This is a genomic window from Hyphomonas sp. UBA3195, assembly GCF_002366485.1.
Taxonomy (GTDB): domain Bacteria; phylum Pseudomonadota; class Alphaproteobacteria; order Caulobacterales; family Hyphomonadaceae; genus Hyphomonas.
This window is the reverse complement of the sequence record NZ_DEXB01000014.1, coordinates 15449-27432: the sequence shown is the minus strand read 5'-3', so window position 1 is coordinate 27432 and position 11984 is coordinate 15449. Positions and strand designations below refer to the sequence as shown.

The window sequence follows — 11984 nt, the reverse complement described above, 5'->3', positions numbered from 1 at the left end:
CGGGTCTCCTGTAAATGGCAACATTCAGCCTAGAATGATTCGAGCAAAATCAACTCCATTTTTGCGTAACTCCGCAAAGGGATAGTCTGAGGTCAGACCGCCCGATCAGCCCCGTTCGGCCCACACTTTCAACAGATGGTGCGCGATGGCCATGGGCGGGGGGCAGAAGAAGCGGTCGTGCGTGCCAGCCAGCATGCGTTTGACATCGTCGCGCGTAAGCCACTCAGCCGATTCCAACTCGTCGGTGTCGACCGTGATTTCGTCTGTCTGAGCTTCCAGGATCAGGCCGACCATCAGCGAAGACGGGAAGGGCCAGGGCTGACAAGCGATGTATTCGGCGCTGGCGGGGTCGCAGACAATGCCGGCTTCCTCTTCCAGTTCGCGTGCGGCGGCTTGCTCGATTGTTTCGCCTGGCTCGTAGAAGCCTGCGAGGGAGGAGACAAATCCGGCAGGCCAATTTGCTTGTCGGCCAACAAGGCATTTGTCGCCCTTGACCGCGAGCATGATGGCCACGGGGTCCGTGCGCGGAAAATGTTCGGTTCCGCACGCGGGGCATTCGCGTTTCCAGCCTGCTTCGACAATCGCGGTACCTGCGCCGCACTTTGCGCAGAAGCCATGCGAGGCGTGCCAAAGGAAGATGCTGCGTGCGGTCGAGGAGCAATTGGCTTCCAGCGCGCTCATGCGCCCGGCCGCCGCGCGAAACTCTATGAACTCGCCGACGCCAGCGATGAGAGAGGTTTCAAGATCAAATTTGGGCGGCAGATTAACCGCGAAGACGGGTGCGCCGCTCGTATCCTGACCGAGGAAAATGCGGGGAGAACCCGGCGAGACTTTCTCGATTTCCGGCCCCATCCAGACAAGGCCGCCATCTGTCGCAGCGAATGGATCACCATTGCGCAGCATCAGGACCAGCACATCGTCGCGCGCAAAAGCTGCATCCAGCCAGGCATCGTCCTTGCGGTGATGCGCGGCACGATCAATCGGCTTGGCAGCAAGCGGCATGTCATTGGAATTGGTCATGTGGCGATCCTCACTTTGCCCGGCTGACTTGCCGCCTGAAGGCGGGTTTGTAAATGAGGTTCGCCGCGGCAGGGGCCTGCCTGACAACAAAGCATAGCCAATCGCGGCGGGCACGTGTATGTGCGCGGCAAATCAGCCTCCCTCCCGAAAGCATACCCTCCATGTCCACGCCTATCGAGAAAATGCGCAACATCGCGATCATTGCCCACGTTGACCACGGCAAGACCACGCTCGTCGATGAATTGCTGAAACAATCCGGCACGTTCCGCGAGAACGAAAAGACCGCCGAACGGATGATGGATTCCAACGATCTGGAGAAAGAGCGGGGCATTACCATTCTCGCCAAGACGACGTCGGTGGAATGGAAAGACTATCGCATCAACATCGTCGATACGCCCGGACACGCCGATTTCGGTGGTGAAGTGGAGCGTATCCTTCAGATGGTGGATGGCGCCATCGTGCTGGTCGATGCGGCTGAGGGCCCAATGCCACAGACCAAATTCGTCGTTTCCAAGGCCCTGAAAGTCGGCCTTCGCCCGATTGTGGCCGTGAACAAGATCGACAAGCCTGAGCGTCGGCCCGATGAAGTGATCAACGAAGTGTTTGACCTCTTTGCCAATCTCGACGCCTCAGACGACCAGCTCGACTTTCCGATCCTCTACGGCTCGGCCAAGCAGGGCTGGATGAATACCGAATATGAGAACCAGACCGAAAACATGGATTCCCTGTTCCAGATGGTTGTTGATCATGTGCCCGTACCAAAAGTGGAAGAGGGACCGTTCCGCTTCCTCGCCACAACGATTTCTTCCGATCCGTTTCTCGGCCGCATCCTGACGGGCCGCGTCTCGTCCGGCACGATCAAACCGAACCAGTCCATCAAGGTGCTGAACCGTGACGGCGAACTGGTCGAGCAGACCCGCGTCTCCAAAGTGCTGGCGTTCCGCGGCCTGGACCGCGTGCCGGTCGACGAAGCCCAGGCTGGCGATATTGTGTCCCTTGCGGGTACGACGAAGGCAAACGTAGCCGACACATTCTGTGATCCTTCCGTCAGCGAGCCGATCGAAGCGCAACCGATCGATCCGCCAACCATCTCCATGACATTCCGCGTCAATGATTCTCCGCTGGCCGGTACCGAAGGTACGAAAGTCACCAGCCGGATGATCTGGGACCGCCTGCTGAAAGAGGCCGAAGGCAATGTCGCCCTCAAGGTCGAGCGTGCCACCGACGCCGAGGCGTTCACCGTCTCCGGGCGCGGCGAGCTCCAACTGGCCGTCTTGATCGAAACGATGCGCCGCGAAGGCTTTGAACTGGGCGTCTCACGTCCGCAAGTCGTGATGCAGGAAGGCCCGAACGGCGAGAAGCTTGAGCCAATCGAGGAAGTCGTCATCGATGTGGATGACGAGCATTCCGGCGTGGTCGTGCAGAAACTGTCCGAGCGCAAGGCCGACATGCTGGACATGCGCCCGTCGGGTGTCGGTCGTACGCGCATGATTTTCCATGCGCCGACACGCGGCCTGATCGGTTATCAGGGTGAGTTGCTGTCCGACACGCGCGGCACCGCGATCATGAACCGCGTCTTCCACGAATACGCCCCGCACAAGGGCAAGATCCAGGGGCGCCATACGGGCGTTCTGATCGCCATGGAGCAGGGTGAAGCAGTCGCCTTCGCGCTTTGGAACCTGGAAGATCGAGGTCCGATGATGATCCATCCGGGCAACAAGGTGTATGGCGGGATGATTGTTGGCGAGCACAATCGCGACAATGATCTCGAAGTGAACGTGCTGAAGGGCAAGAAGCTGTCCAACGTCCGCGCGTCCGGTACTGATGAGGCTGTGCGTTTGACGCCGCCACTGCAGATGACGCTGGAAAAGTCGCTGGCTTATATCGCCGATGACGAACTGGTTGAGGTCACACCGGAGAACATCCGGCTGCGCAAGGTCTATCTTGACCCGCATGAGCGCAAGCGCGCGGCCAAGAAGGGCGACTAAGTCAGATTGCTGATGCGGGCCGGGAACCGGTCTGCAATGGCCACGTTGTGTCTTCAGATGTTTTAGAAGCACTGGAGCGCGCAATGTCGTCTTTCGGAATTTACCTGATCGGTTTCCTGGTCCTCGTATCAGGGCTTGCCTATGCAGCCTTTCTGCTTGGTGCCCCGCCGGTCTGGATCGGCACTGGTGCCATCGTGCTGATTGGCTTCGGTATCATTACCGGCGTTGCCAAGACACGTCGTCGGGATGAGACCGCGACAAGCGAGTAGGAGCCAATCCTATACGACAGTCGGCCGCATGGTCGCCGCCTTGCCCTGCACCGATTTTGGCGGAAGCTTTGACAGGTGAAACGCCTTGCGCAGCCATGTATTTGTCGGCGTCTCGAAATAGCGGAAGCTGAGATAGGCAAGAAACGAAGTGAGCGGCAGCACGGTTGCGAACAAGAGAATGGTTGCGACCCAGTCATTGCTGGTGAGGCGGAACAGCGTGACCCCGAATGCTGTCATCAGCAAGGGGTGGATCAGGAAGATTCCATAGCTGATCTTGCCGCCCATCGACAGGAAGTCATTATTCAGCGGTTTGCGGAACAGATCTTGTCCGGCGCAGGCAAACACGACGAGCGCGCTGGAGACAGCATAGACACCCATCCGTCCCCAAGATGGCAAAGTGGTGTTCATGGCGATGGCAAAGCCCGCGATGCCGATCAGGCCAATGGGCCACATCGACGTGCGCTTCACAAATTCCTGAACGGCCTTCTGTCGCAAAGCGAGCCCCATGATGCAGCCCATGGCGAATTCCAGGAGGATCGGGTTTCCGTAGAATTCGCGATAGGGACCTGCGGGCAATAGCTGCGCTCCCGCAATCACGCCAATGGTCATGAGGATGGCAGCGGGAACTTGCACGCGCTCCGGCACGAATAGCGACAGTGAGAAAAGCAAGTAGAACAGCATGATATAGCCAAGCGTCCAGCCCACGAACAGGATCGGCTGGATATCGCCACCAAGATCATAGTGTGGAAGGAACAGATAGCTGCTCACGATAGAGGACAGGGACGTATCAGCCTCGTGGAAGAGCCACGGGCGCGCCAAGGCGAGGAGCAGGGTCAATGTTGTTGCCGCCCAGTAGAGGGGCACAATTCGCACGGTGCGCTTCATCATAAAGTTCAGGGGCGTGTCATCGGGGCGCGTGATGTAGACCAGAATAAAGCCACTGATCGCAAGGAACAGGTGAAATCCAGGCGCTGCAGAAAAGGTCAGGTGCACAGTGTCCGAATGAGAATGCACGAACGCCCGTATATGGAAGATCGCAATAGCGTAGCAGGACAATGTCCTGAGCAAATTGATACTGTGCAGCATGTCCAGGCCCCCTGACCTGCTTTCGTCCCGTTAGACACGCGAGGCAATGCAAAAGGGGTGCCATCGGACTTCCCGCACGGTCGGTCGGGGCGGGAAGTCGCAAATTTCTCTCAATTTGAAGGGGTTATAGCACCAGAATACCGTTCACGATTTAACGTGAACGGTATTCCGGTTCGGGACTATTTTCCCTCCGAATCCTCATCGATTTTGGCCGGATCATATTTGGCGAACCACCCCATGATATTGTCGGTTTTTGCAATCAGGCGGCTCGGTCGACCTGCAATATAGTGCGAGGACCCGGGCACGCGGATGAGCGCGGTGTCTACGTCATTCATCTTGAGGGCGGTGTAGAACTGCTCTGCTTCCCAGGTCGGGGTTCGCCAGTCTTCTTCGCCAACCATGACCAGAGTCGGCGTGACGACTTGATCGACATACGAGATTGGAGAAAGCTTCAGGAAGGCGTCCGGATTGGACCACGGATCTTCACGTATCCAGTGACGCCGGACAAATTGTGCGATGTCGCCGGCAAGCGCCATCGTCATCCAGTTGATCACCGGTTTGATGGAGGCAGCCGCAGCAAACCGGTCCGTCTTGGTGACGATCCACGCCGTCAGGATGCCGCCTCCAGAACCACCGGTTACAAACAGACGATCAGGATCAGCATATTTACGTGCGACGAGTTCGTCGACCACGCTCATGAGGTCATCATAGTCATAACCCGGATAGGCTTGGTCGATGGCCTGGGCGAATTCTTCTCCGTATCCGGTCGACCCGCGTGGGTTCACATAGACGGTGACATATCCCTCGGCAGCATAGCGCTGAATCTCGCTGGCGAAGAAGGGGCCGTACATGGAGAACGGTCCGCCATGGATTTCGAGGATAAGCGGGAAGCTGCCATCCGCCGTGAAATTCGGGGGCAGGGCAACCCAGGCCTCGATCTCGAGGCCGTCATGGCTGGACGCAACTTTCAGTTCTTCAATGGGTGCCATGTCGAGATAAGGCAGCACATCGGAATTCAATTCCGTCAGGATGCGTCCATTCTTTCCATCCGACCGGATCGTGGCGACTTCAGCGGGCCGATCTGTAAATCCTGCTGTATAAGCAATCTGTTCGCGCCGACCCGATTTTGCCACCGAAAAACTGCCACCTGCATAGGGGCGGCCGATGGATGTGCCGCCGATCCCCGTGACCACCTGGGTAAGGCGACCCTGAAGATCCAGCTCGTTCAGCGTAAGGACGCCATGGTCCTCAAACAGCATGAAGAGGCTTTTGCCATCCGGTGCCCATTCGATCTGGCCAGGCGATCCGGGAAAGCCTGACAGGAGCTCACGAACGCCCGAGCCATCCGGGCCCATCACATAAAGGTGGTTCTGCTGGTAGGATTTCAGCTCGTCATCGTAGCCGAGAAAGGCAATTGAGCGTCCGTCCGGTGCGGGCGTGGCGGCGAAGTCCGGCCCGTCGCGTGAGGTGAGGGGCGTGATCTGGAGGTTGGACAGTTCGACCGAATATATCTCGCTCTCAATGGGGTCCATGTCGCGGTCGTCGGCGAGATTGCCCGTGACGAGCAGCGTATCATTGTCGAGCCAGGCTTGCCCGCCCATGTCGGCTTCGCCTGTCGTGACTTGCCGCGGTGTTCCGCCCTCTGCAGGCAGTACGAAGACTTGGTCCGCGCCATCTTCAAGATAGCCGGCACCGTCAAACCGGAAGGTCAGATCGTCAATCACCTTTACCGGATCAGCCCATTTCGCGCCCTCGGGCTGTTTCGGCGGCGTCGCGAAGCCCGGCTTGTCGCCTGGTACGAACATGGAGAAGGCGATGTTGCGGCCATCGGGAGACCAAGTGGCGCCTGATGGGCTCTCCGTGAACTGTGCAAGCGAATAGGACAAGCCGGTGTCCATATAGACGAGTTTCAACTCGGGCTTTCCGCTCGCTGTGCTCGTGTAGAGGACGCGGGAGCCATCGGGCGACCAGCTTGGCGCGCCTGCACTGCCGCCCACACCGAGCAGGGGACGCTGGGCACCACTCTCAATATCAATAATCCATAGATGACCCGTGTCGCGGTCGGTCATCCGGTCCATGCTGTGGCGGACATAGATAATGGTCTTGCCGTCTGGCGAGATCTGCGGGTTGGTCGCATACTCGATGTCGAAGACGCGCTCTGCGGTGAAGCGCTTGCTGTCTTCAGCCGTTTCTTCCTGAGCAATTGCCGAAGTGACGGCCAAAGCCGCCGTCAGGCCTGCAGCGGCGCAAATTTGGTGAAGTTTCATTGAGTATCCCTCCAAGAACCCTGTGCCGAAAGGCTAACACGGTATTGGAGGAGGGGTTAAGTGTTTCGGGGTGGACGCTGGCCCTTGCACCGAGCGGCCGCTCGGCGCATATAACCGGCAGGAGGCAGGCGGCGGACGGGTCGCTCGCCAATCGGGTCAGGTCGGGAACGAAGCAGCCCCAACGAGTTTTTTCGCCCGGGTCGCTCGTCTGTCTCCGCCTTACCCATGAAATTCAATCAATTGATGTTGCGCAGGTCTGTGCCCAGCTCGAGGTGCAGCCTCAGGCGCGCCAATGTCCGGAACACAGAGAAGTTCAGCTTCGCGCGCTCCAGAATGTATTGATTGCGGTCGAGCCCCGGGGTCAGTGTGCTGGTCTCCTGAAGGTGCAACAGATGCCGACCATCCTTTTGCGGGACGATTGTGAACTCGCAAGATGATTCGGTCACCGCACAGTGCTTGTCCGTCGACCGCGCAGTCGTGCGATAGCAATAGCGTTTGCGCGGGCGGGATTCGGTGACTTCGAAGACGAGCGTGACATCGGGCTGGTCTGGGTCGCTGGCCTCGAAAATGTCGTAGGCAGGGTTGCCGGCACCGAAGGTAAAGCCGCGCTGGCGCAGGGCATTGCTTGGGGAGGCAAGGTCCAGTCGTTCAAAGATCTCGGCGGCGGGGGCGTCGATGACCGTTTCGCCGTCATTCACGATGGGCGCGTTGGCCCAGTTCTCAAGGGTCTGATTCTTTAGCCAGTTCAGCATAGTATCCTCTTGCAGGTCAGAATTGGACCAATGAGACCATAATGCACGGTGGACGTTAGTGATTGTCTCAACAGGTCGGACCAATCGGTTGAGGAATCGTCACTCTGCGTTAACTGAATCCCTGTCGATTGATCTTCCAAGAGGTAAAATCGGACCAATCTGAAAAGAGATTTGTGATGCAGATTTGTGCAGTCTCTGAAAGGCCAATACTGGCGGGCCATCGATGGGTGTGTTAATCATTGATTAACCAGAATTCCACGGCAAATTTGACGTTTTAGAGACAAGGCCCGTTGACCCGATATTAACCTTCAGACACTATATCTTGTGTCAGGAACGGGGTTGAGAGCAATATCTGGCTTTCAGGGGCTTCCGGACCTATATGTATCTATCGATTCTGAAGGGCTGCTCTTATGTCTGCAACCGAGGCAAAAACTGTGTCTAAATCTGCGCTCCGCAAGGGTAAGCCCAAGGCTGGAGTGGAAGGCCTGCTGCGCGTTGTTGAAGGCAGCCCGATTGTGATGGATCCGTCGCGTGATTCCCTTCTGACCGAATTCGGCAAGAAGACGCTCCAGGATCGCTATTTGCTGCCCGGTGAGTCCTATCAGGACATGTTCGCCCGCGTTTCGCTGGCCTTCGCCGACGACACCGAGCACGCTCAGCGCCTGTACGATTATATGTCCAAGCTCTGGTTCATGCCTGCGACGCCTGTTCTTTCGAACGGTGGCGCGGCACGCGGCCTCCCCATTTCCTGCTTCCTGAACCAGGTTGGCGACTCGCTAGACGATATCGTTGAGACCTGGACCGAGAATGTCTGGCTCGCATCAAATGGCGGCGGCATCGGAACCTATTGGGGCAATGTCCGCTCGATTGGCGAGAAGGTTGGTCAGAACGGTCAGACCTCCGGAATCATCCCGTTCATTCGTGTCATGGATTCGTTGACGCTGGCGATCAGCCAAGGTTCGCTGCGCCGTGGCTCGGCCGCGTGTTACATTGATGTCCACCACCCGGAAATCGAAGAGTTTCTCGAAATCCGCAAGGCGTCCGGCGACTTCAACCGGAAATCCCTGAATCTGCATCACGGTATCAACATCACCGACGACTTCATGGAAGCGGTGAAAAATGACGAGGACTACGGCCTGATCAGTCCGAAGTCGAAGGAAGTTATCCGGACGATCAATGCTCGCAAATTGTGGCAGAAAATTCTTGAGCTGCGCATGCAGACTGGTGAGCCATACCTGTTGTTCACCGACACCGTGAACAACGCCATGCCTGCTCACCAGCGCAAGCTTGGCCTGAAGGTCACACAGTCCAATCTCTGCTCCGAAATTACCTTGCCAACCGGTGTCGACCATGCAGGCCAGGACCGCACCGCTGTGTGCTGCCTGTCTTCGGTCAATGCCGAGAAGTATCTCGAATGGTCCAAGGATGAGACCTTCATCGAAGACATCTTCCGCTTCCTCGACAATGTGCTTGAAGACTTCATCGAGCGCGCGCCGCCGGAAATGGCCCGCGCTGTCTACTCCGCGAAGCGTGAGCGTTCGGTCGGTCTCGGCCTGATGGGTTTCCACTCCTTCCTGCAGACAATGAATGTGCCGCTGGAAAGCGCCATGGCGAAAGTCTGGAACGAGAAGATGTTCAAGCACATCCGGCAGGGTGCCGATGCGGCTTCTGTCAAGCTCGCCAAAGAACGGGGGCCCTGTGAGGATGCCCGTGACGTCGGCATGATGGCCCGTTTCAGCCACAAGATGGCCGTGGCCCCAACAGCATCGATCTCGATCATCTGTGGTGGAACGTCGGCTGGCATTGAGCCAATCCCGGCAAACGTCTACACCCACAAGACGCTGTCAGGTTCCTTCACCGTGAAGAACCAACAGCTCCAGCGTCTTCTGGCCAGCAAGGATATGGACACAGACGAGGTCTGGACCTCAATTCTCGAGCATGAAGGCTCCATCCAGCATCTCGAATGCCTGGACGAACACGAGAAATCTGTGTTCAAGACGGCGTTCGAAATCGACCAGCGCTGGATCATCGAACTGGCGGCCGACCGCACGCCTTATATCTGCCAGTCGCAGTCCCTGAACCTGTTCCTTCCGGGCGACATCGCCAAATGGGACCTTCACATGCTGCACTGGACAGCGTGGGAGCGCGGGCTCAAATCGCTTTATTATTGCCGCTCCAAATCGGTACAGCGCGCGGCATTTGCCGGGTCTGAGAAGTCTGAAGTCCAAAAAATGGACACCCCGAATACCGATTATGACGAGTGTCTCGCCTGCCAATAAGGCTGCGACTGGAAATAGGCATATAACAAAAGGCCGGTGCCTCGTGGGGCCCCGGCCTTTTTTGCATGGAACTGGCTGAAGGCAGAGATTGAGGCATTTGTGATCGAATAAGCCGAACAATTTCATGAAATTTTACAGCTGGTTAACGGCGCCGGTGACCCGAAAATCAGTCAAATGACACCGAAAAAACACAATTTTACCGGGTTCTGGAACAAACACTACACAGGCGAGTTATGACGAGAAGAATTAATGGAATTCGGCCCATTGGCGTTTGAGACGGACGAGTTCTTTATGTTAAGTTAATCGTCAAACGGTCTAATCCTTGAATAGACGAGTGCTCAGGGATGAAGGCATGAGAGGTATAAGGCAGATGGCATTTGCAATTTCTTCCGCAGTCATCACGATGGCGTGCCAGGGATGCGTATCGACGTCTCCACATGAGCAAGTACGCTCCGAACCTGTTGCGCCTCCAACACTTGGTATGCAGATGGCCGCGCCAGCCAATTATGCGCCCAACTCCGTCCCCAATGCAGCTTCCGTCCACGTATTTAGCGCACCCTCGGCCCGGTTTAGTGGCGTACCGCTTGAAGCGACGAATACAGTCGCGGCGCAGATGATCGCCGACCAGCCCATTGACTACCGCTCTCACCCCAATGCCGAGTTTGGAGTCCCAAACAATACGCGCGTCGACTGGGGGACCAGTGAGACGCTCGTCGCAGTGGCCGCCGAGCGCAGCCGGGCTGCACTCTCGCGTCCGGGCCAGCTGGAAAAGAATATCGCCGCCGAGATAGCTATTTCCGCGCCGAAGGAGGTGACTGGCCTCAGTTTTGATGTCGGCCTTGCGCCACGTATTGCGGTCCGGGAAGAGGGCGAAGTCCTTACGCGCCGGGTTGGCGGTGAAGTTCGAATTGGTCAGGATTTCGACCTGCTTGACCGCAACGGACAGCCTCAGGGCTGGTACGTCTTCGCGGGTGCTGACGGGGAGGCGCTTGTATGGGATGCCGATGCCAACGGGTTCCGCCCAAGCCTGGGCGACATGTCGCTCACGGACCAGGTCACCGTCGGTGATCTTCAAGCAGGTGTATCCGTGCAGCGCGGCGGGGGCGAACTGTCGCTCAGTTATATTCGCCGTGAAGTGAAGTATTCAGACCGGAATGTCAGCATCAGCGAGACTGAAGATTTCGCAGGTGTTAGTTTCACGATGCGTCGTTAGCTGCTAATCGACGCCCATGCAGGCTCGATTCCCTCTCATCCAAGCTGCGGCCCTGGTCGCAGCTTTTCTGTATGCTCCGTCGACGTACGCGCAGGAGGGTGAACCGACTGTTCCGCGCAAACCTGCGGTTGTGTCTTTCTCGACGGAGAATGATTTCTTCGGCGGTGGCACGGATCGCAATTATTCCAACGGACTTCGCATAGAGCGCGTGTCCGGCGCAGACAATGTTCATCCTGGTCTCGAATGGGTCGCCGATCGTCTGCCGTGGATTGATCTGGATCGTACCGAACTCCGGCAAGGCTTTGCCATTTCACATGCCATATTCACTCCCGAAGACATTCAGACGTTTACACCCGACCCGACCGACCGGCCGTATGCAGCGTGGCTCGCCCTGTCATCGACCGTGGCTGCCAGCAGCGAAAACACTCAGGACACTCTGCAGGTCAATCTTGGTGTCGTCGGACCATCGGCGGCCGGCGAATTTGTGCAAAACACGTGGCACGAGATCATTGGAGTTGCGACTGCGAAAGGGTGGGATCACCAGCTGAAGGATGAGCCGGGAGTCGAAGTCATTGCCCAGCGAATGCAGATGTTTGACGGCCCAAACTTGCCACTCGGGCTGGAGACTGATTTTGGAGCGCACGTCGGAGTCGCGCTCGGCAATGTGCGCACATATGGATCTGCAGGCCTGACGGCGCGAATCGGATGGGACCTGAATTCGAGCTTCGGTCCCCCGCGCATCCGTCCAGCCCTCTCAGGGGCAGGAGAGTTCGTGCCCGGAACGCCGGAAGATCCGCTTGGTGGCTATTTCTTCGTGGGCGTGGACGGGCGGGCCGTGGCCCGTGACATGTTTCTGGACGGGAATTTGTGGCGGGATGGGCCACGCGTTGAAGATCGTCGGACGGTAGTGGGCGATATTCAGGCGGGCGTGGCGGTCCATTACCGCAGCGTGCAAGTGGCCTTCACTTTCGTGAACCGAACTGAAGAGTTTGTCCGCCAAGACGGCCCGCAACGGTTTGGCGCCTTGTCGATCAGTATCTCCCGCTAAATTCCTGTTTCCCTCGCGGCTGTCTTGCGTGCCTTTTGGCCTCGTCGCACAGTGCGAGAAAA

The 11984-nt window shown here is 57.6% G+C and carries 9 protein-coding genes and 1 other RNA gene; 6 read left to right on the top strand and 4 right to left on the bottom strand.

The window, feature by feature from the left end; all coding sequences use genetic code 11:
• Positions 1–105 precede the first annotated feature (105 nt).
• Positions 106–1020: an NAD(+) diphosphatase gene (nudC, locus tag B2344_RS04060; protein WP_290484714.1), complete on the bottom strand. Its 915-nt coding sequence runs from the start codon at positions 1018–1020 to the stop codon at positions 106–108.
• Between the two features lie 161 nt (positions 1021–1181).
• Here nudC and typA point away from each other — a divergent pair, with 161 nt between their 5' ends.
• Together typA and B2344_RS04050 are read left to right on the top strand one after the other, a co-directional pair.
• Complete coding sequence (gene typA, locus B2344_RS04055; RefSeq protein WP_034816009.1) at positions 1182–3008, top strand: translational GTPase TypA; 1827 nt, start codon at positions 1182–1184, stop codon at positions 3006–3008.
• 83 nt (positions 3009–3091) lie between these two features.
• Complete coding sequence (locus tag B2344_RS04050; RefSeq protein ID WP_206992336.1) at positions 3092–3277, top strand: hypothetical protein; 186 nt, start codon at positions 3092–3094, stop codon at positions 3275–3277.
• A gap of 9 nt (positions 3278–3286) precedes the next feature.
• Here the strand turns inward: B2344_RS04050 and B2344_RS04045 are convergent, their stop codons facing one another.
• Positions 3287–4363 carry an acyltransferase family protein gene (locus B2344_RS04045; protein WP_206992337.1) on the bottom strand — a complete coding sequence of 359 codons (1077 nt, stop codon included), beginning with the start codon at positions 4361–4363 and terminating at the stop codon, positions 3287–3289.
• A 179-nt stretch (positions 4364–4542) separates the two neighbouring features.
• Positions 4543–6630: an alpha/beta hydrolase family protein gene (locus B2344_RS04040; RefSeq protein WP_290478700.1), complete on the bottom strand. Its 2088-nt coding sequence runs from the start codon at positions 6628–6630 to the stop codon at positions 4543–4545.
• A 119-nt stretch (positions 6631–6749) separates the two neighbouring features.
• Between B2344_RS04040 and ffs the strand changes: the two genes are divergently transcribed.
• Positions 6750–6850: signal recognition particle sRNA small type (ffs, locus tag B2344_RS04035), an RNA gene on the top strand.
• A gap of 16 nt (positions 6851–6866) precedes the next feature.
• Here ffs and B2344_RS04030 read toward each other — a convergent pair.
• On the bottom strand, positions 6867–7382 hold the full coding sequence (locus tag B2344_RS04030; RefSeq protein ID WP_206992339.1) for a hypothetical protein: 516 nt from the start codon (positions 7380–7382) through the stop codon (positions 6867–6869).
• Between the two features lie 410 nt (positions 7383–7792).
• Here B2344_RS04030 and B2344_RS04025 point away from each other — a divergent pair, with 410 nt between their 5' ends.
• The 3 genes from B2344_RS04025 to B2344_RS04015 all read left to right on the top strand — a co-directional run bounded on the left by B2344_RS04025 (position 7793) and on the right by B2344_RS04015 (position 11922).
• Positions 7793–9661 carry a ribonucleoside-diphosphate reductase subunit alpha gene (locus tag B2344_RS04025; protein ID WP_290484713.1) on the top strand — a complete coding sequence of 623 codons (1869 nt, stop codon included), beginning with the start codon at positions 7793–7795 and terminating at the stop codon, positions 9659–9661.
• Between the two features lie 352 nt (positions 9662–10013).
• Positions 10014–10874, top strand: coding sequence for a lipid A-modifier LpxR family protein (locus B2344_RS04020; protein ID WP_290480830.1), 861 nt, complete (start codon positions 10014–10016; stop codon positions 10872–10874).
• Between the two features lie 16 nt (positions 10875–10890).
• Positions 10891–11922, top strand: coding sequence for a lipid A deacylase LpxR family protein (locus B2344_RS04015; RefSeq protein WP_206992341.1), 1032 nt, complete (start codon positions 10891–10893; stop codon positions 11920–11922).
• The last annotated feature ends 62 nt before the right edge of the window (positions 11923–11984 follow it).